The sequence below is a fragment of the Mycobacterium sp. HM-7 genome (assembly GCF_053852335.1).
This window is the reverse complement of the sequence record NZ_CM132657.1, coordinates 444857-465070: the sequence shown is the minus strand read 5'-3', so window position 1 is coordinate 465070 and position 20214 is coordinate 444857. Positions and strand designations below refer to the sequence as shown.

Annotated in this window: 21 protein-coding genes; 11 read left to right on the top strand and 10 right to left on the bottom strand. The window is 65.7% G+C overall.

All coding sequences use genetic code 11. The features are described from left to right. Positions 1-18: 18 nt before the first annotated feature. Positions 19-585, top strand: coding sequence for a sugar O-acetyltransferase (locus tag ACWW1C_RS02130; RefSeq protein ID WP_455981897.1), 567 nt, complete (start codon positions 19-21; stop codon positions 583-585). A gap of 11 nt (positions 586-596) precedes the next feature. Here ACWW1C_RS02130 and ACWW1C_RS02125 read toward each other — a convergent pair whose 3' ends face one another. Further along, positions 597-845 carry a hypothetical protein gene (locus ACWW1C_RS02125; RefSeq protein ID WP_455981896.1) on the bottom strand — a complete coding sequence of 83 codons (249 nt, stop codon included), beginning with the start codon at positions 843-845 and terminating at the stop codon, positions 597-599. A gap of 55 nt (positions 846-900) precedes the next feature. Continuing rightward, on the bottom strand, positions 901-1539 hold the full coding sequence (locus ACWW1C_RS02120) for an O-methyltransferase (RefSeq protein WP_455981895.1): 639 nt from the start codon (positions 1537-1539) through the stop codon (positions 901-903). Between the two features lie 62 nt (positions 1540-1601). Here ACWW1C_RS02120 and ACWW1C_RS02115 point away from each other — a divergent pair, with 62 nt between their 5' ends. From ACWW1C_RS02115 to ACWW1C_RS02100, 4 genes are all read left to right on the top strand, one after another. After that, positions 1602-2237 carry a TetR/AcrR family transcriptional regulator gene (locus tag ACWW1C_RS02115; RefSeq protein WP_455981894.1) on the top strand — a complete coding sequence of 212 codons (636 nt, stop codon included), beginning with the start codon at positions 1602-1604 and terminating at the stop codon, positions 2235-2237. An 86-nt stretch (positions 2238-2323) separates the two neighbouring features. Then, positions 2324-2587 (top strand): hypothetical protein, encoded by a 264-nt coding sequence (locus tag ACWW1C_RS02110; protein WP_455981893.1) that lies wholly within the window; start codon positions 2324-2326, stop codon positions 2585-2587. Between the two features lie 67 nt (positions 2588-2654). Next, entirely contained in the window at positions 2655-3746 is a 1092-nt protein-coding gene (locus tag ACWW1C_RS02105) for a TIGR03857 family LLM class F420-dependent oxidoreductase (protein WP_455981892.1), read from the top strand. Beyond that, a complete protein-coding gene (locus tag ACWW1C_RS02100) occupies positions 3739-4428 on the top strand; it encodes a TetR/AcrR family transcriptional regulator (protein ID WP_455981891.1) in 690 nt (229 codons plus the stop codon). Before ACWW1C_RS02105 ends, ACWW1C_RS02100 begins: the two co-directional genes overlap by 8 nt. On the opposite strand, the gene ACWW1C_RS02095 is transcribed toward ACWW1C_RS02100, so the two are convergent. Both ACWW1C_RS02095 and ACWW1C_RS02090 read right to left on the bottom strand, forming a co-directional pair. Then, positions 4429-5085 (bottom strand): maleylpyruvate isomerase family mycothiol-dependent enzyme, encoded by a 657-nt coding sequence (locus ACWW1C_RS02095; RefSeq protein WP_455981890.1) that lies wholly within the window; start codon positions 5083-5085, stop codon positions 4429-4431. Then, on the bottom strand, positions 5075-5833 hold the full coding sequence (locus ACWW1C_RS02090; RefSeq protein ID WP_455981889.1) for a DUF899 domain-containing protein: 759 nt from the start codon (positions 5831-5833) through the stop codon (positions 5075-5077). Before ACWW1C_RS02090 ends, ACWW1C_RS02095 begins: the two co-directional genes overlap by 11 nt. An 86-nt stretch (positions 5834-5919) precedes the next feature. Between ACWW1C_RS02090 and ACWW1C_RS02085 the strand changes: the two genes are divergently transcribed. From ACWW1C_RS02085 to ACWW1C_RS02075, 3 genes are all read left to right on the top strand, one after another. Beyond that, positions 5920-6252 carry an ArsR/SmtB family transcription factor gene (locus tag ACWW1C_RS02085; protein WP_138247754.1) on the top strand — a complete coding sequence of 111 codons (333 nt, stop codon included), beginning with the start codon at positions 5920-5922 and terminating at the stop codon, positions 6250-6252. Continuing rightward, entirely contained in the window at positions 6249-6701 is a 453-nt protein-coding gene (locus ACWW1C_RS02080) for an SRPBCC family protein (RefSeq protein ID WP_455981888.1), read from the top strand. The genes ACWW1C_RS02085 and ACWW1C_RS02080 overlap by 4 nt, the downstream gene beginning before the upstream one ends. Positions 6702-7078: 377 nt before the next feature. Continuing rightward, complete coding sequence (locus tag ACWW1C_RS02075) at positions 7079-9865, top strand: Ig-like domain-containing protein (protein WP_455981887.1); 2787 nt, start codon at positions 7079-7081, stop codon at positions 9863-9865. Between the two features lie 84 nt (positions 9866-9949). Here the strand turns inward: ACWW1C_RS02075 and ACWW1C_RS02070 are convergent, their stop codons facing one another. Then, on the bottom strand, positions 9950-10609 hold the full coding sequence (locus tag ACWW1C_RS02070) for a TetR/AcrR family transcriptional regulator (RefSeq protein ID WP_455981886.1): 660 nt from the start codon (positions 10607-10609) through the stop codon (positions 9950-9952). Positions 10610-11267: 658 nt separating this feature from the next. Next, the gene (locus tag ACWW1C_RS02065; RefSeq protein ID WP_455981885.1) at positions 11268-11414 is read right to left on the bottom strand and encodes a hypothetical protein; all 147 of its coding nucleotides are present in this window, start codon (positions 11412-11414) and stop codon (positions 11268-11270) included. A gap of 139 nt (positions 11415-11553) precedes the next feature. On the opposite strand from ACWW1C_RS02065, the gene ACWW1C_RS02060 reads away from it, so the two are divergent. The 3 genes from ACWW1C_RS02060 (at position 11554) to ACWW1C_RS02050 (ending at position 15295) form a co-directional block, all read left to right on the top strand. After that, entirely contained in the window at positions 11554-13563 is a 2010-nt protein-coding gene (locus ACWW1C_RS02060) for an Ig-like domain-containing protein (RefSeq protein WP_455981884.1), read from the top strand. Positions 13564-13611: 48 nt separating this feature from the next. Then, a complete protein-coding gene (locus tag ACWW1C_RS02055) occupies positions 13612-14352 on the top strand; it encodes a BglII/BstYI family type II restriction endonuclease (RefSeq protein WP_455981883.1) in 741 nt (246 codons plus the stop codon). A gap of 79 nt (positions 14353-14431) precedes the next feature. Next, entirely contained in the window at positions 14432-15295 is an 864-nt protein-coding gene (locus ACWW1C_RS02050; RefSeq protein ID WP_455981882.1) for an MT-A70 family methyltransferase, read from the top strand. A 61-nt stretch (positions 15296-15356) separates the two neighbouring features. Here the strand turns inward: ACWW1C_RS02050 and ACWW1C_RS02045 are convergent, their stop codons facing one another. The 4 genes from ACWW1C_RS02045 to ACWW1C_RS02030 form a co-directional block, all read right to left on the bottom strand. Next, the gene (locus ACWW1C_RS02045; RefSeq protein ID WP_455981881.1) at positions 15357-16205 is read right to left on the bottom strand and encodes a glycoside hydrolase family 16 protein; all 849 of its coding nucleotides are present in this window, start codon (positions 16203-16205) and stop codon (positions 15357-15359) included. 271 nt (positions 16206-16476) lie between these two features. After that, positions 16477-16953: a hypothetical protein gene (locus ACWW1C_RS02040; protein WP_455981880.1), complete on the bottom strand. Its 477-nt coding sequence runs from the start codon at positions 16951-16953 to the stop codon at positions 16477-16479. A 380-nt stretch (positions 16954-17333) separates the two neighbouring features. Beyond that, positions 17334-19283: an Hsp70 family protein gene (locus ACWW1C_RS02035; RefSeq protein WP_455981879.1), complete on the bottom strand. Its 1950-nt coding sequence runs from the start codon at positions 19281-19283 to the stop codon at positions 17334-17336. A gap of 224 nt (positions 19284-19507) precedes the next feature. Then, positions 19508-20158, bottom strand: coding sequence for a L,D-transpeptidase family protein (locus ACWW1C_RS02030; RefSeq protein ID WP_455981878.1), 651 nt, complete (start codon positions 20156-20158; stop codon positions 19508-19510). Positions 20159-20214 lie beyond the last annotated feature (56 nt).

Here is a 20214-nt window from a genome sequence, read left to right as displayed (position 1 = left end):
GCACCTAGCCTGGCACCCATGGGAGAACCCGACCGGTCGATGCGCGAGCGCATGCTCGCCGGTGACCTCTACATCGCTGACGATCCCGAATTGATCCGCGAATCGAAACGCGCCCAAAAGCTGACGCACCTGATCAACGCGCTCGATCCCACCGACCTCGCCGAACGGAATCGCCTGCTCACCGAGCTACTTGGGGCGTTCGGGGAAGGCAGCGAAATCCGGCCGCCGCTGCAGTGCGACTACGGATACCAAACCACCATCGGGGCACGCACTTTCGCGAACTGGGGACTCGTTCTTCTCGACGTCGCACGGATCAGGATCGGCGACGACGTGCAGATCGGGCCCAATGTGCAACTGCTGACGGCCACCCATCCACTGGAGCCAGGCCCGCGCCGAGACAAATGGGAAGCCGCGGAACCGATCGCGATCGACGACAACGTCTGGCTCGGCGGCGGGGCCATCGTGTGCCCGGGGGTCACCATCGGTGCGAACACCGTCGTGGGCGCCGGATCGGTGGTCACGCGAGACCTCCCGCCCGGCGTGCTGGCCGTTGGCTCGCCCGCGCGCGTGATCCGCGAGTTGTAGACCTCCGCCGGCTACGCGACCATGACGTCGACCGACAGTCGCTCGCCAAGGGCATAGACGGTCGGCCAATCCTGGCTTTGCGCAGCAGCTTCCAGTGCATCGATCAGCGGGGTGTCCACACCCAGATCCGCGAGCCACGATGACACGGTGGCTGCGATCTGTTCCCCGGGCACCTCTTCGGCCCGCCGGCCGTGCAGACGGTCGACCACCACGAAGGTCGGCGCTGTGGTGCGCCGGCGGCGGAAGTCGATGATGCTCATACCAATTGAACGAAGTAGCCGTCAAAAAGGTTCGACGCGGCGGGCCCGACTTCGGCTACACCCGAACGGTCAACTCCAAACCCTTGTCGAGGGGAATCGGGACGCTGACGTAGCCGCCCCCGGGGGCGTTGACGTAGTCGAGATAGACATGGTCGGGATCGAGCCTGACGTTATCGCCGAGGATCAGCGCGCCGGGCGCCAACACCGGCTCCAGCACCTTCAGCACCGGCAGGTCGAGGTCGGGCCAGCCGTCCAGAAGCACGAATTGCACTGGTTCCCTGACGGTCTCGAGAGTCTCGCGGGCGTCGCCTTCCAGAATCGTGATCAAGTCGGCAACTCCCGCCTCGGCGAACGTCGCGCGGGCCGCCGATATCTTCTGCGAACTCATCTCCGTGGTGATGATCCGCCCGACACCGTTGTCCCGGACTGCAGCAGCCAGGTGCAGGGTGGAGATGCCATAGGACATCCCGTACTCGACGATGGTCGAGGGCTTCAGTGCGCGAATCAGGCTGTACAGCAGGCGGCCCGAGTCAGGAGCCACCGAAAGGTAGAAGTCCTGACAAACGTCGGCGCGTTCTGCGACTGCGTAGTCGGTCGGCGAAAGCCCTTGCCGTCGTTGGTCGTCCAACTGCGCGTCGGCGAACAGTCGATTGATGATCGAGGCGTATTCCGGTCGGTTCAAGGTTGCGGTCATATGACCCACGGTAGACGCAACGTTGCGTCTACACTAGGCCTACGATGGTGTTCAATCGAGCCATGGCAGACGCGCAACCACACCGCGGCAACCGGCACGGCCGTAGTGAAGCCGCGCGGGAAGCCGTACTGCGCGCAGCCGACGACCTCCTCGTCGAGAAGGGCTTCTCCGGCGTCACCATCGAAGGCATCGCCAAAGCCGCGGGAGTGGCCAAACAGACGGTCTATCGCTGGTGGAGCTCCAAGACGGAAGTGCTCATGGACGCGTTCCTCGAAGATGCCGCCGCGGCCTTGGAACCACCCGACACCGGCCGCCTGGACGCCGACCTGCGCGCACATCTGCGCGACACCGTTCACTTTCTGACCACCGATGACGCAGGCGCCGTCTTCCGCGCACTCATCGGCCAAGCGCAACACGATCCGGCATTGGCGCAGACATTTCGCGCCCGGTACCTCGATGATCAGCGGACTCGCGACCGAAAGCCGTTCCTTCGCGCCATCGAACGCAACGAGCTACCGCCAGAGGCCGACGTGGCCGCGTTGGCCGAGTGGCTCGTCGGCCCGGTTCACCATCGGGTGATCGTGACCGGCGAACCGATAGACGAAACGTTCCTCGACGCCATTGTCGACACCGTCCTGTCGATCTGTCGACAGCAGGCCGCAGAGCAGGTGTCAGCCAACCCCGAGCGGACCACCTAGCGATTCGCGAGCCGCAGACCACGATTCGAAGCCAATCTAACCAATTGGCCGCGCGCTCAATTGACCGTCATGTAAATATGATCGGCGTGACCGAAGATGCCGATGTGGCACAGGCTCGCGCGTTACGCGCCGAGCTGCGCAGACATGCATGGAACCTCGCCTCCAGACTGTCCCGGGTAGAAGCATTGCCCGACGCGTCGGCGTGGTCGGAACGGGCCCGGTCGATGCGGCGGCTCGCCCGCGAACTCCGCCGCGACCTCGACGAAGCCAAGTTCCTGATCGACCGGCTACACGCCCGGTTCCCGAGCATCGACACGGCAGGCGCATCGGCAGACGCCCCAAGTTATTGAGAACCCTCATTGACAATTGCCCACCGGATGGTTAACAGTGCTAAGCGTCTCTGATGAAAGGCGCACCATGAGCACGCAGGACCAGCTCAACGAGCTCGGCTATTACGCCGTCACCCGGCACCCCGCGGATACCCGGGTGGTGCTGCCCGAAGCCCGGGACGCCGAGGCGCTGGGATTGGGCTCATGCCACATCGGCGAGCGCTTCACCGTCAAAGACGCGGGCGTGCTCAGCGGCGCGGTGGCGGGCGCCAGCACGACCCTGGGCATCGCGCCGTCGACCAATCACCACACCCGCCACCCCACCGTCACCGCGACCATCGGGTCGACCATGCATGCCCTCACCGAAGGCCGGTTCGCCATGGCGTTCGGCCGCGGAATGGGGCCCTACTGGCAGGCGATCGGCCTGCCGGTCGTGACCGAGGCGCGGCTGCGCGACTTCTTCGGCATCCTGCGCCGCCTCTGGGCGGGCGAGATGATCCTCGATCACGACGGCCCGGCCGGGAAGTGGCCCCTGCTGCGCCACGTGAACGGCCTGGGGGACGGACCGCCGATCGGCTTGGTGGCGGTCGGACCGAAAACCATGGAGCTCGCCGGCGAGATCGCCGATTTCGTTGTGCTGCATACCTTTTTCTCGGACGAGGCGACGGAGAAGTCGGTCGCCGCGGTGCGCCGTGGCGCAGAGAAGGCCGGCCGGGACCCCGACAGCGTCCGCATCTGGGCATGTCTGGCGACAGTGCCCGACGCGTTGTCCGAGGACGACCAGATCCGCCGCGGCGTCGGACGGCTCGCGACGTATCTGCAGGCCTACCCCGATGTGCTGGTCTCAGCCAACGGCTGGGATCGGGCGACGTGGGACCGTATCCGCCAGTCCGACCTGTTCACCGACGCGGCCACCGCCGGACCCATCGATGCGAGCGCGTCGTTCGAGACGCTGCAGCGGATCGCCGAGCTGATCCCCGCGGAATGGCTGGACGCCGTCGCCAAGGGCTCACCGCAGGCCTGCGCGAAAACCATTGCCCGCCAGTATGATCTGGGCGTACATTCGGTGATCATGCACGGGGCCAGCCCACACGAACTCGCGCCCGTGGTCGAGTCCTACCGGGCCAACCGGCCGACGCTGCATCGCGCGGTCGCGGCGAATCCGGGCCGATTTGCCTGAGCACGCAGCCGGCGACTCCCCGCAGGCGGCCCGCGCCCGGGAGCAATGGCAGGCCGTCGTCACGGAATCGGGTGCCGGCACCAAGCTGAACAAGCGCGGCCTGGAAACCCGAGCCCGCCTGCTCGAGGTCGCCATCCGCGCGCTGGCCGACAGTGGTGGCGAGCCGGTGTCGGCGAACCGCATCGCCAAGGATGCGGGCGTCACCTGGGGCACGGTGCAGCACCAGTTCGCCGACCTCGATGGCCTCTGGGTTGCGGTCATCACCGAAATCCATTCCCGTAGTTGGACTTCCGGCCCCGGCGCGGCTCGCGACGGCACGCTGCGGGAGCGGGTGGAGGGGGCCATCGAATCGGTGTGGCGCTACCTGGACACCACCGAGGGCCGGGCCCTGACGGCACTACGCACCTCGCTGCCGGCGCGACGCGCTGATATCGCCGCCGAATATCCGCGCACCGCAGCGGCTTTCGCGGCCCGCGAGCTCGACTGGATTCAGGGTTTCGACTATCTGATGGACGGACTCGACGTCGACCCCGACCAGCTGCACCGCGTACGGTGCCTGCTTCCCGCCGCGATCCGCGGTCTCAGCAACGAACGGCAGATCGGTTTCACCTCGGATCTCGATGTCGCCCGCGCGGCTCTGACCGACGCCGTCGTCGCGTTGCTGACCCAGCCGCGGCTGTAGTCACTCAACGAGATCGGCGGTTGCGGGTCCGAACATGTACAGGTGGTCGAGCACCAGTCCCGGATCTCCCGACCAGGCCATGGCCGCCATCTGCTGGCGGCTGCGCCGTCCGGTGCGCCACCGTAGCGCTTCGAATCGCGTGGTCTTCAGCTCGATCACCGGTTCGGCATCCGGACCGCACCAGTATTCACCGTCCTCGACGACGACCCGCACCGGCACGGGCATCTCCAACCGGCGCAGTAGCTGGTCGGAAACACGTTGCACCGCAGCAGAATCCCGGGCACCCGGCCGGCCGAGCGCATCCCGGATGTCGTGCTCGTGGACGACGACGTCGCCGAGCGGCGGTGTGACGCCCTCCCGGGCCAGCCGCGGCATCTCGGCTGCCGCGTCGATCCAGGCACGCACAATGTCGTCCACTCCGCGCCCGTCGAACCAAGCCACCTGGGCCGCCGTCTGGGCGTCGTTCGGCGGGGCGGCCCGGCGGCCGGCGACCCAGTCCTGTGCGACGCCGGCCAGATGCGCCAGCACATCCCGCACCGACCAGCCGGGGCAGGCAGCTACCGGCGCATCGACCGAAGTACCTGGCGCACTGACCAATTCGACGACGCGGTCCACGGTCTGCAGATAGAGATCCGCGAGATCAGTTTCATCGCTCACAGGAGGCGCACCCTTCTACGCGCGGCGGACGGGGATCGTCGGGCTTACTCGGATCGGGGTCGCCGAACCAGCGGGACGGCTGGTGCTCGCCGTAGGTGTCGTGCCAGTCCCACCATTCGTAGGCGGTGTCCTGCGGGTAACCCGGCGGGGAGTCCTCCCAGGTCTCCTGCCGCCCCAGCGCCGTCATGTCGAGGTAGCTCCACGACGTGCCCAGTGCTTCGTCGCCGCGGCTGTTGATGAAGTAGGTGCGGTAGACGGCGTCGCCGTCGCGGATGAACGCGTTGGTGCCGTGCCATTCGTGCACGCCGAAGTCGACGTCGAAGTCGTCGGTGATGGTGTACCACGGCATCGTCCAGCCCATCCGGGCCGTCATCCGCGCGATGTCGGGCTGCGGGGCGCGCGACGCGAAGGCCAGCGTGGTGTCGCGGGCGTTCAGGTGCGCGACGTGCCCGACGTTGTCGGCGATCATCGAGCAGCCGCGGCAGGCGTGTGCGGGCCAGCCCTTCACCCCCTCCTCGAAGAAGGCCCGATAGATGACGAGTTGCCGTCGTCCACCGAACAATTCGGCCAGACTCAGCTCGCCGTCCGGCCCGACGAACGTGTAATCCTTGGCGACCGGCGTCCACGGCATGCGGCGGCGCATCGCGGCCAGCTGGTCCCGCTTGCGGGTCCATTCCTTCTCGGCGACGAGCATCTTCTCCAGCGCGGCGTCCCATTCGGCCGCTGACACGATTTCGGGCTTCTGCATGGCGTCCCTCCTCTACAAATTTATTAAACAAACTTGTTGAACATCTGTATTCCAGGAGAGCACCATCCGTCGCTATAGTCAACAAGATGGTTGAAGATCAGGTGCTGGATCGGGCCTACGCCGCCCTGGCCGACCCCACGCGCCGCCGACTGCTGGAGACGCTGCGGCAAGGCGATGCGCGCATCACCGACCTGGCCGCGCCGCTGCCGATGACGTTCGCCGGCGTCTCCCGCCATATCGGCGTACTCGAATCGGCAGGCCTGGTGCAACGCGATGTCCGCGGCCGCGAACGCTGGGTGTCCCTACGCCCCGACGGCCTGACCATGGCACAGCAATGGATCAACGAACAATCCAACTTCTGGTCGGTGCGGGCGGATGCCCTCGCAGACCGCTTGCGTCGCAAAGGAAATGGCCAATGACAGAACCCGTGACCGTACGTGTGCAGCGCATCATGCCGGCCGTCCCGGATGTGGTGTTCGGCGAGTGGCTCGATGTCGAGTCACTCGCGGACTGGATGTGCCCGCGCCCGTCCAGGTGCGTCGCCATCACCGTCGAACCCCACGTCGGCGGCAAGCTCCGGTTCGACGTCGACCACGACGCCACCGGCACGATCGTCCTGATCATCGGGCACTTCCTGGAGATCGACCGCCCGCGCCTGCTGCGTTTCACGTGGAGCAATTCGAACTGGCCCGACCCGACGATGGCCAGCGTCGTCAACGTCACCTTCACGCCCCACGGCGACGGCGAGACGCTGATGGAGATCGAGCACTCGCTCCTGCCATCGCACGAGTACGACAACTTCCACAACGGCTGGGCGCTGACGGCTGAACAGTTGGAGACGGTGCTGCTCAGCCGTCAAGGGGGTTAGTCAGCCGGACGTTCGCGGCGACAACCTGCAGGTCACCGCAAGACGCGTCAAGGACTCACCCGCAGCGACGGCCGCTCGCGCCTCCGCCAGGAAGTCCTTCCACCGCCCGGTGCCGACCTGCGGCAGTGAGCAGGACACCGAGTCGCCGACGTCGCGCGGGCGAGACCGGTGAGTGCGGCCGTCGCTTTGACGGCTCCCGTTGGACCAGAGTCCAATTGAGTGAGCAGTGCCAGCTGACGCCCGATGAGATCGCCCCAGTCGGGCTCCAACTGCAAGATACGGTACACGTCCAGTTCGGAACATCATCACCGCGGATGCTTGACACCCGATAATCCATAGCTTTACGTTCGTAAAGCACTTCACTTTACAGTCGGTAAGTGAACGCCTGGATCAGGCCTTCACTTCGGTCGCACAGCGGAGCCCCCATGAATGCACCAAAATTCCAGGTAAAAGGTTATTCTCGCCATATCGGCCGGGTCGGCGCACTAGCCGCCGCCCTGGGCGTTGGAGTGATGGTAGTCACTACACCATGCGTAGCTAATGCGGTTCCATCCACGTCATCAGTGTCACGTGACGCTTCACCGGATAACCCCGCCTCCGGCACCGAAACTCCGAAAACCGGCGCAGCCACGGCATCCCCCGGCCATGGGCGGGCAGCGTCGCACGGCACACGAGATCAGAGCGCTCCAAGCGGCGACACGCCCACGACGGCGTCCGCAGCCATAGGCGGCAACACATCGGCACCCAAGGCAGGAACCGCGACAGGCGCACAGACCCGCACCCACAAGCCAACCAAGAACACAGACCGTAGCCCAGCATCACCCGAATCCACCGATCCCGCAGCAACCGGGCCCACGTCAACAGAGCCCAAAACCCCTGACACCACAGCAGATACCGATCACACGACCGCCCCGACTACGGCACCGCCGACCCCAACGCCCGCGGCACCCACCGCCGCAGTCACATCCGGCTCCAAAAAGCCGCACCCGGCCACTGTCGCCGCACCTACACACGCCACCCCGACCGCCACGGTACGCACTGCCACGGCCCCCTCCACGCCGCCGGCTCTCGCGTCTGCCGCAGGAAACTCCACCAACCCCGCCCGCCCCTCAACCAAGACGACGCAAGCCGCCCTGACACCGGCAACCACAGCGGTCACCGCAGCCGAAACCACCTCGCCCACCGTGCATCCCGCCAGCGTGGTACTCGCGCCAACCACCACCACGTCCCACCCAACCGGCCCCATCGGCACCATCCTCGGCGCGCTCAACAGCATCGTCACCCAATTCACCAACCAGTTCCTGGCGCCCGCACCGAACACCCCCGAACCGTTCACACCCGTGGTGTGGGCACTGCTGGGCTGGGTCCGCCGCGACCTGTTCAACCAGGCACCCAAACTCAAATACGACCCCACCACCACCGTGCAAACCGGACAGACCATCACCGGCAACCTCGGCGCCACCGACCCCGAAGGCGACAAACTCACCTACACCGTCACCCACACACCGCAACACGGCACCGTCACCATCGACCAAGCCACCGGCAAATTCACCTACACCCCAAACGACATCAATTACACTGCAGCACAAACCGATTCATTCACCGTCTCCGTCACCGACGGCAACAGAATCAACCTGCTCAACCTATTCCGGCCACACGCAGCCAACACCACCGTCGACCTCACCGTGCTCAACCCCACCGTCAACCGCGTCATCATGAACCTGCCCGCCGGCATCACCAATCCCAGCCGGCCCCGCTTCACCTCAGACGGGAAGGCCATTGTCTTCGGCGCCACCCCATCCACCGGCGGCCGCCAGGAGATCTACCAGATCAACGTCGACGGCACTGCCGTCACATGCGTGACCTGTGGGGTGTCGACGAACATCACCGGCGACCTCCAAAAGCCGCTACCGTTCGAAGACGGTTCGGGAAGGATTCTGCTGAGGCTCACGACCGGCACGGACAAATACCGGTACGTCGTCTACGAAGACGGTGCAAACGGCAGGCAGCTGGTCCCGCTCACCACGCCGTCCAGCCCAACGTATGTCCTTGACTCGCAACGCGAGATGAAGATATCGCCCGATGGAACGCACGTGCTGTTCAGCCGACTCGAGTTAGGCACCAACAACTATGTCGCAATCATTCCCATCGTCGGCAAGTTGGTCCGCACCGACACCGGGTACGAAGTCGACGACGCGACCGTGGTGGCGCCCTACGGCGAGGGCAAGTCTTGGACGCCCGACGGTAAGAGCGTGATCATCATGGGTGGTCAATACGACGCGGGCAACGTCGATGCCATCAAGGTCGACCTCGCCACCGGGAATATCACTCGCGAAACCGCCGGCCTCGACTACGAAGAAAACGTATTCGAATCACCCAACGAAAAGTGGATTGTCGCCGGAAGTACTCGCGGCCTAGATGCGCTGACGCCAATGTCGCGCATCCAACGACCGGCGTTCCTGCCGTCCTACATCGTCGGCCCCGTCTACACCGCCTACGCAGCCAATCCGATAAACGTCTCCAATCAGGCGTGGGTGGTGGCACTCGACGATGAGCTGAACCGCGAAAACGGTCTGTCACTAACCGTCCCAGGCGACGGATACGCCGGACAAAGCATGCCGGGGTGGAATTCTGACGGCAGTGCTGTTGCCTTCTGGGAACAAAACAAAGACAACCCGACCGATACCCGAATGGTCATCGCCAACCTGAAGTACACCACGAGCGTCGGCGGCCTTCAGGGGACCACAACGACGCCTCAGCTGTCGTCGACCTTGCCAAAGTTGAGCAGCTATGTTCCCAGCGCGCCGGCACTTCCGCCGACGGGGACGTACGCCGGGGCCGGTGGAGGTGCGGCCGTGGTCAGTGAGGCTGCAGATCCGAACGATTCGACTCGAACGATCCGGACCGTCATCTACACCAATTACGTCAATGAGTTGGGTGAGGTCCTCAACGGCACGGAGTCGACGAGTTCCAACGCCAGTCAGTTGTACATCCACTACACAGCCGACATCGCGGTGACGGGAAAGCACACCGGTTCGCTCAAGGCCGACGCCACGGTGACCAATCGGCAAACCTACAGCGGCTACGTCATCTCAGATGTCGACGGCGACGTGCAAAACCTCATGGACCAGAGCAAGATCGACGAGACCAAACAGAACGTGTAAGGGCCGGTATACGGCTCCGGCAATCACCGACCAGAACGACTCTCACGCCATCGCAGCCAATACGTCGACGTGCCGGTAGGCAGCTCACGCCTCCGCCAGAAAGTCCTTCCACCGTCCGGTGTCAGCCCCCGGTAGTGAGCGCGCCGCCGAGTCGCCGGTATTGGGGCGCCGCGCTGGCCGCAGCCCCATCGTGCGGCGGCCGATCTCGCACAGTTCTTGGATCAGTACATCCTCGCCGATGCTTGCCGGGGCGCCGGTGGCCGCCCCGGCAAGGCCGGTGAGTACGGCCGTCGCCTTGACGACTCCCGTTGGGCCAGAGTCCAATTGAGTGAGCAGTGCCAGCTGGCGCCCGATGAGATTGCCCCAGTCGGGCTGCAACTGCAGGATGCGGTGCACGTCCGGGTCGAAGACCATCACCGCGGCCAGCTGACGGTTCCTCGCGACGACCCGGGCAAAACCCTGCACCATGGTGTCGATCTGGACGCGCGGCGTACGCTGACTCTCCGCCATCTCGACGACCTGGCTGATCTGATGCAACATCGGCTCCATCAGTGCCACCAGCAACTGGTCGCGAGTCCGAAAATGGTAGTAGATGGCCGCTTTTGTGAAACCGAGTTCATCGGCGATCATCTGCAACGACGTGCCGCCGAAGCCGTGCCGGCTGATCAGCACCTGCGCACTGTCGAGTAGCCGCCGCCGCGTGTCGATCGGCGAGCCGCCATCTTTTTCGCGCCCGGACGTCATCCCGCCTCCTTGGTCATCAAGTGAAGCACAACCTTGACGATCGACAAGGCGCCGACTTGACAAATAACAAGCTGATGCTTGACACCCGATAATCCATAGCTTTACGTTCGTAAAGCACTTCACTTTACAGTCGGTAAGTGAACGCCTGGATCAGGCCTTCACTTCGGTCGCACAGCGGAGCCCCCATGAATGCACCAAAATTCCAGGTAAAAGGTTATTCTCGCCATATCGGCCGGGTCGGCGCACTAGCCGCCGCCCTGGGCGTTGGAGTGATGGTAGTCACTACACCATGCGTAGCTAATGCGGTTCCATCCACGTCATCAGTGTCACGTGACGCTTCACCGGATAACCCCGCCTCCGGCACCGAAACTCCGAAAACCGGCGCAGCCACGGCATCCCCCGGCCATGGGCGGGCAGCGTCGCACGGCACACGAGATCAGAGCGCTCCAAGCGGCGACACGCCCACGACGGCGTCCGCAGCCATAGGCGGCAACACATCGGCACCCAAGGCAGGAACCGCGACAGGCGCACAGACCCGCACCCACAAGCCAACCAAGAACACAGACCGTAGCCCAGCATCACCCGAATCCACCGATCCCGCAGCAACCGGGCCCACGTCAACAGAGCCCAAAACCCCTGACACCACAGCAGATACCGATCACACGACCGCCCCGACTACGGCACCGCCGACCCCAACGCCCGCGGCACCCACCGCCGCAGTCACATCCGGCTCCAAAAAGCCGCACCCGGCCACTGTCGCCGCACCTACACACGCCACCCCGACCGCCACGGTACGCACTGCCACGGCCCCCTCCACGCCGCCGGCTCTCGCGTCTGCCGCAGGAAACTCCACCAACCCCGCCCGCCCCTCAACCAAGACGACGCAAGCCGCCCTGACACCGGCAACCACAGCGGTCACCGCAGCCGAAACCACCTCGCCCACCGTGCATCCCGCCAGCGTGGTACTCGCGCCAACCACCACCACGTCCCACCCAACCGGCCCCATCGGCACCATCCTCGGCGCGCTCAACAGCATCGTCACCCAATTCACCAACCAGTTCCTGGCGCCCGCACCGAACACCCCCGAACCGTTCACACCCGTGGTGTGGGCACTGCTGGGCTGGGTCCGCCGCGACCTGTTCAACCAGGCACCCAAACTCAAATACGACCCCACCACCACCGTGCAAACCGGACAGACCATCACCGGCAACCTCGGCGCCACCGACCCCGAAGGCGACAAACTCACCTACACCGTCACCCACACACCGCAACACGGCACCGTCACCATCGACCAAGCCACCGGCAAATTCACCTACACCCCAAACGACATCAATTACACTGCAGCACAAACCGATTCATTCACCGTCTCCGTCACCGACGGCAACAGAATCAACCTGCTCAACCTATTCCGGCCACACGCAGCCAACACCACCGTCGACCTCACCGTGCTCAACCCCACCGTCAACCGCGTCATCATGAACCTGCCCGCCGGCATGATGCCCAACACCCCACGGTTCTCTGGCGACGGACAGACCATCTTCTTCGGCGCCACCCCATCCACCGGCGGCCGCCAGGAGATCTACCAGATCAACGTCGACGGCACCGGCCTGAACTGCATGACATGCGGCGTGTCACCCGAGATCACTGCCGGATTGTCGAGAGTCGTACCGTTCCAGGATGGTTCTGGGCGACTGATGATTCAGGTCAGGACGACGCCGAACGGCTACGCCGTCTTCGAGAGCGACGCCGACGGAAAGCGTTTGGTTCCCGTCGTCGCGCCTCCGTCGGCGGCGAGAGCTGTTGATCCGCTGCGGGAGATGCGTATCTCACCCGACGGAAAGCAGTTGCTGTTCAGTCAGATTCAAGTGGGCCAGGGAGGCAACATCACCGCCGTACCGATTGTCGGCACGCTCGAGCGGACGGTCAACGCAACCACGGGTGCTCCGGAGTACCACGTCGCCAACGCCCAGGTCGTCTACCCCGTCGGGGAGGGCAAGCAGTGGACCCCGGACGGCAAAGGGGTGATCATCATCGGCGGTACCTACGAGGCGGGCAACGTCGACGACATCGCAGTCGACCTGACCACCGGCACCGTTTCGCGCATCACCGCCAACCCGGAGTACGACGAAGACATCGACATGTCACCCAATCAACAGTGGATCGCCGTCGGCAGTACCCGCGGCTACCACGCGCTTTCGCCGATGGACCGCATCGAGCGGCCCGCGTTCCTGCCGGCGTACATCCAAGGCAGCGTCTACCAGGCCTACGCGGGGGCATCCGATGCGGTGAACGTCAGTAACCAGGAATGGGCCATCTCACTGGAGGACGAGCTCAAGGGAGAGAACGGGATTCCGCTGTTCGTCAACAATGACGGCTACACCGCACGCAGCATGGCGAGCTGGAATGCCGACGGCACGGCGGTCACCTTCTGGGAGGCAAACGCGACCGACAGCCGGATCGTGGTTGCCAACCTCAAATACACGACCAGCGTCGGCCCAGTGGCCGCGGACCGGAGCACTCCCGACCCGGCCGGCTACAGCTGGTCCCATCCGCTTGCCACGTACGTTCCGGGTGCAGCTCCGCTCCCGAGCACCGGAACGTACAACGGCACCAGCGGTGGGACGGCAGTTGTCAGCGAGGCCCCTGGCGCCCCCGGACACACCATCCGCACGGTGACGTACACCAACTACGTCAACAGCCAGGGAATGATTCTGAACGGTACCGAGTCGACGGATTCCACCGCGAGCCAATCCACCATCCGCTACGTCGCCGACATCACCGTCACGGGAACGCATACGGGATACCTGACCGGCGACGTGAACATCAACAAACTCACTCGCACGATCACCTCAACCGATCCGAGTATGCCCACCCCCATCACCTCATCGCTCGACGGCGACAAGCAGGTGCTGCTCGACCCGGCCGACGTCGCCGACGCCCGCGCCAACATGTAGTCCCGGCGGGGCGGCCGTAGCGGTGAGCCCACTGCTACCGTCGCCCCCGTGGATCTGACGGACTCGTACGCCCGCGTGCTGCCGGCGCACATCCGCGACCGGTACGAGTTCATCGAAACCCGCAACGCGGCCGCGATCCTGGCCGCCACCAACCCGCAGCGGTTCGACGAGCTCCTCACCGCCCTGCACGAATTCCAGCTCCGCACCGACGACCTCGTCCAGCCCGGTGGTCAGGAAACCGAACTCGCGGCGCGGCTCAACACCGCCTTCCGCAACAGGGGCTGGCGGGAGGCCCGCGTCGACACCCGCATCCGTCTGGAACTGCGCAAGATGCCGCACAAGCCGGCCGGCGAGACGCAACCCACCCTCGAGGACACCGAAGTATTCAACGAGGGCTACAAGGTCGACAACTTCGTCGACCGCCTGGCCCTGGACGTCGAGTGGAATGCCAAGGACGGCAACCTCGATCGCGACCTCAGCGCCTACCGCGCGCTGTACGACGCGGCGCTGATCGACGTCGCGGTAATCATCACCCGTACTCAGACCGACCTGCGCACGCTCGGCTACCGGCTGGGCATCGAAGCCGGCATGGACGACGAGCGCGCCCGCCGCATCCTCGCCACGACCACCACCACCAACACCGAGAAGCTGCGGCCGCGGATGCAGCGCGGCGACAGTGGCGGCTGTCCGCTGCTGGCGGTGGCGATCTGCGCCCGCACCTGGGCCGAGCACGCCCCCGACCCCGAGACCGCCGACACAACCAGCGACATCGGCCTCTGGGAGACCTGACCTGTCGGTGCCATCGCCTACGATTTCGTGAAGATCTTCTCCGTTCGAAAAGATCTAATTCGAAGGTAGGAGTGACACCGTGGCGAAACGCAGCGACCAGGCCGGCGACCAGGCAAAGGCCGCCCCCCTGCGCGATATCGCCGCACCCCCGCCGCTGCCCACCGTCGACGGCGGCTGGAAGACCGTATTGGCCGATCCCCCTTGGCGTTTCACCAACCGGACCGGCAAGGTCGCGCCCGAGCACCGGCGCCTGGACCGTTACTCGACACTCGACCTCGACGCCATCTGCGACATCCCGGTGTCCACCGTCGCGGCGCGTGACTCACACCTGTACCTCTGGGTACCGAACGCGCTGCTGCCCGAGGGACTACGCGTCATGGAGGCCTGGGGCTACCGCTATGTCTCGAACGTCATCTGGGCCAAGCGACGCAAGGACGGCGGGCCCGACGGCCGCGGTGTCGGCTTCTACTTCCGGAACGTCACCGAGATCATCCTGTTCGGCGTGCGCGGCAGCATGCGCACACTGCCGCACGCCCGCAGTCAGGTCAACATGATCGAGACCCGCAAGCGCGAGCACTCCCGCAAGCCCGACGAGCAATACGGATTCATCGAGGCCTGCTCCCCCGGACCGTACCTGGAACTGTTCGCGCGGCACCCGCAGCCGGGCTGGACCGCCTGGGGCGACGAGTCCGCGGACGACATCACCCCGCGCGGTCAGGTGCACAAGGGCTACGCCGGCGGCGCGATCGAGGTGCCGCCGGTGACCAAGCACGTCCGACTGGATCCGACGACGGCCGAACGCATCGGCAAGGAACTGCGCATCCGCTACGAGAACGGCGAGAGTATCCGCCAACTCGCCGAGGAGACCGGCTACGGCATCACGCGGGTGCGCGGACTGCTGGAGCGGGCCGGCACCACGTTCCGCGGCCGCGGACCCCAATAGCTGACCCCGACAAGAGAATGGGCCCCGCCGAAGCGGGGCCCATCGAACAGTTGTTGGCGGTTTACCAGACCCGTACGTAGTCGACGAGCATCTCGGCCGGGTAGCTGCCACCCTTGGGGTCGCCGCCACCAGAACCGGACACTGCCAGGTTCAGCACCGGGAACACCGCATAACCGGGCAGGTTGAACGGCCAGTCGTCCAGCGAGTTGGCCGGCACGAAGAAGTACGGCTGCATGCCCTCGGCGTAGTCCTGCCAGAACGACATCCCGGCGTCGTTCCACGTGACGCGCCAGGTGTGCCAGCCACCGTCGATCGGGTGCGGATGGGTGTCAAACGACGTGCCGTCCGACCGGGCGTGCACAGTGGTGCCCGACGGCCATTCGCCGTTGCCGTACCACTCGGCCAGGTCGATCTCGCCACCGACGACGGGGTGGTCGTTGGACAGCCACCAGGCCGGCCAGCAGCCGTTGGTGAGGCAGTTGAACTTGATCCGGGCTTCCCAGGTGGTGTTGATGCCACCCCAGAACGTGCCGAAGACCTTGCCGCTGGTGTATCTCCCGTTGGCATCGCGCGTAGCGCGGATGACCAGGTTGCCCTTGCCGTCCAGGAAGACGTGCTCCCGGTCGTCGCGGTACTGACCCATGTTCTCCGGGCGATCCCAGAACACCGGGTTCTTGATGGTCTCGCGCTGCGGGGAGATGTTCCACTTCGCCGGATCGGGCCGCGACCCGGCGGGGCCGTCGAACTCGTCGTGGAAGATGTAGGAGGGCGTTTGCGCGGCCGGCGGCGGAGCCAGCGGCGGGGTGGGCGAACTGCCCGGTTGGGAATCCGCGAGAGCTGCGGGGGACGGCATCGCGGCGGCGGCCAGCAGGCCGAGCCCCGAAGCGCGAATCATGTTACGACGATCCATTTCCGGCACAGTGCAATATACAAGCCGTTCGGACAGAGTTGACGCAACTTGCGACACGCTTGAAATCACCTGTCAGAGCAACATTCTCATCGACTTCACCCAGGCATGAGCACGTCAACAGCAAACTATCGCGCGGCGCAATATCCGCACCAGCCAGCCAATCCACGCCTAAGCAGGCAAATCAGCAATACTCGCTACGAACCCCGCGCGAGCATGGCCGGATTCGGCACTGCCGCAAAAACTGAAACCCTTCGGTAACGCCCCGTCAGGTTCAGCGTCCGGATTGCTGGCCTTCCCAGACCTGGCCCTCTTGGCCGGCGGCAGCCGCTTCAGCGGCCGCGGCAGCCGAGGCCGACGAAGCAGCCGCAGCGGCCGAGGCTGACGCAGAGGCGTAGGCCTGCGAACCCGCCGGGCTACCGAGTGAGTTGCCAGGGCTGCCCGGGGTGGCGAATGCGGCCTCACAGTTCAGCGACAGCAGGATCTGACTGCTGCTCGAACCGCCGCTGTTGGCGGGCGCCGAGACCGTACGGGCGACCTGGTTGGTCACCACGCAGTTCGGCCACTGGAGCTGGTCACCCACCGTCGTCGACACCAACGGCTTGAATCCAGCGCTGGCCAGCGCTGAGCGCGCGTCACTGAACTTCTGGCCGACCACATTGGGTGCAGAACCCGCAGAAGCCACGCCACTGCACATCAAAGCCACAGCACTCAGCGAAGTTGCCGCAGCAACACCCCATGCAGTCTTCATGGGCGCCTATCCTGCCTTAACTGCGGGCGCCGCGCTCATCGTTGACGCAGTTGTAGCCGCGGGAGACCACGTCTGCGTGGCGCCGTTGTTGAAATCGGGCACCTGCGGGCTGTTGAAAACGGTGTTGGTCGGGGCGTGGTCAGAGCCGGCGACGGCGCCTCCATCGGTCACTCCAGCTGAGAATGCACCGAGCGCTCCCAGTGCGACCATTGCCGCGGCACCTGCCAGTCCGACGCGAGTTCTTGTCGAATTCATAGAACAAGGTTCCCGCATTCGTGGTATGCGGGCAAGTTAATTTCCTGTTCACGCCAATATTCTGACGCTGATGTCAATAGCAAATACCGACTTTAAATCGGCCGAATTCGTTGCAGTTCGCCTCGTCAATACGGGTATTGCTGCGGATATTGCTGCGGGTACTGCCCGTACGGGTATTGCGGCTGCCCCGGGTAGTACGGGTTGGCCGGCGGCTGCGATTCCACCGGTTGGTCTGGTCCCTTGGGCACCTGGATCGGGATCGGGACGGGGACGAACGGCAGCCGGATATAGCTCGTCGTCATCGTCGGCGCCGCCGAGGTCGTCTCCGTCGTGGGCGGCGGTGGCGGCGGTGGCGGCTCCGTCGTGGTGGCGGTGGTGGCGGTGGTGGCGGTGGTCGTCACCGGCGGCGGAGTCGTCGTCTGGGCATGCGTCGTCGTGGTGTGCGTGGGTGCCGGTGCGTGCGTGACCGGCGGTTGGTACGTCGGACTGGGCTGCGCCGGTGGTGGCGCGGGGACCTCGCTGGTCACGGTGACCGTGCTGGGCGGCGGCGGCTCGGCTGGCGGCGGCGGGGGTGGCGTCGGGGATTCGCTCGTCGAGGGCGGCGCCGTGGTCGACGGCGGCGCGACGGGCTTGCGGTCACCGGTCAACGCGATGGTCACGCCGCCCACGGCCGCGATCGCGGCCAGGGTCGCGACGCCGAACACGATCAGCGGAAGCCGCTGCCAGGCCTTGGACGGCTCTGCTACCACCGGCGCGGCCGGCGCTACGTACTGCGCGATCGCGCGGGTGGCCGTGGTGTCGCCGAAGGCGTCGTCGCCGGAATAGGGCAGCAGGTCTCCGCCGCCGGCAGAGTCTTCGGACCAGGCCAACGACGGGCCGGTGGCCTTGACCACGCGGTCGGCCGCGGTGTCGGCCGGCAGGTCGAGATCGGTGACGAGGGCAGCGGGTGCGGTGGCCGAGCCACCGTCGACAGCGGCGGTCGGCGCGGTGCCCAGCGATGCGGCCGGAGCCATCCCGGTCTGGGCAGCGGAGTCCGCGCCGTACACCGCGAAGAGAGCCGCCCCCACCGCGGCGTCGAGCGCGGGTTGCGGAGTGGTGACGAGAGTTCCCGCGGCACCCTTTGCGGCAACGTGCGTAGCCAGCCGGGCACTGATCATCGGTATCCGGGCACCGCCGCCGACCGCAACCACCGAGCTGACCGACTGCCACGGAATCTTGTTGCGCTGCAACAGCTCATCGAGCTCCGCAAGGACCCCGGTCAGCGGTTCGTCCAGCAGCTCGGCCAACTCGGCGCGGGTGACCTCGACGTCACCCTGGTGACCCGGGATGTCCACCGGCACCGTCGCCGTCTCGGCCTCCGACAGATGTTCTTTTGCCGCACAGCAAGATTCACGGAGCTTTTCCAGCGAACTCACAGCCGCGGTGCCCGCGGTATCCACCCCGCCGGCGCCACCCACCCGGTCGAGCACATGCGACAGCAGCGCCTGATCGACGGCCTCGCCGGAGAATTCGGTGTACCGCACGGTGTCGATGGGTTCGAACGACGAGTCCGCCGCGGCCAGTGTGATGCTGGTGCCGCCGCCACCGAAATCGAGCAGCGCGGCGGTGCCGGTCGCGGGCAGACCGGGATTGGCGTGCAGCGCGGTCAGTGCCGCCACCGCGTCGGACACCAGCCGCGCCGGAACCCCGTTGGGCGCCAGACTCGGATTCGATCGCATCACGGCCCGCATCGCTCGCAATGTCGCGGTATCCCAATGTGCCGGAACGGAAATCGCCAGCTGTCCCGTCGGCGGCTCGCCGCCCGCCGCTTCGATCAGGGCGTCCAGCGCCTCGGCCACCAGCTGGTCGGCGTGATACGCCGTGCCGTCTGGCGCCACCATCGGCACCGGATCGCCGACCCGCTCGACGAAACCGCGGAGTGATACGCCGTCGTCGACGACGTCCGCGGACAACCCGACCTGGGGCGCGCGGTCACGGAACAGGCGCAGCGCCGCGCGCCGCACCAAGGGTGGTTCACCGACGCGCGCTGCGACCAGGTTGGTCGTCCCGATCGACAACCCCAACTGGTGGCTCATAACCCCACCACCCTAACCTGCGACCGCGTCAGCTCAGCTCGGGACACGTGCGAACGGCGTTCTCCCAGATTGCTTTTCGTCCGCTGTGTCCGCGCTGTGGACAAGATCGCCGTACGGACGGCCGGTGCATCGGCGTGGCCGGCCCCGACCGCACCCACGACCCGACGAGGCCGCTCGAAAATGTGAATTTCAAGCCGAAACCCGGTTCTGCCCTTCATATCTGATCACTTGGCAACGGCGATCAGCGCTCCCGGTTGCAGCCATCGCATGATCTTCACCAGGGTGCCCTCGTCGATCGCCACGCACCCGGCCGTCGGGCCGTCGCCGATGTGAACGAAGAACGCGCCGCCGTTACCGGGCGTCCGTTGCGGGTTGACGCCCATGACGACGGCGTACTTGTAGGGCGTGATGTCGAGGTTCTCGGTGCCACTGGCGGGGTCGGTGTCGAAGCGGCACTGCGCTTTTTTGCACACCTGCATGGTGTTGTAGGTGGGGCTCTTCGTGTCGCCGTCCCACCAGTGGTCCGGTGTGGTCTGGACGTACTGCAGGCCCGTCCCGGGGTTGGCCGCGGTACCGAACGCGAACGGCAGCGTGAAGATGCCCATCGGGGTCTGTAGGTTGCCGTCGTGGCTCTGCGGGACCATGCCTTTTGACCCGACGTGCGCCGGGATGCCGACAGCGACGGCGTCCCAGCCCGCGGGTCCGCGCTGGTACACGTCCATCTTGGCCGACGAACCGCCCACGCCCACAACCGAAATCACCTGCGTGGCCGAACCCACCGAGTTGGCGAACCATGGTGTGACCACCGCATTGCCGACGGGTGCCAGTGCCACCGCAAGCGCGGCAGCACACAGCAAAGCGAACAGTCGGCGCACCCGTCCATGGTCGAGAACCGCCCGCTGGAAGGTCAAGCCAGGGCGGGTCAAGGTTT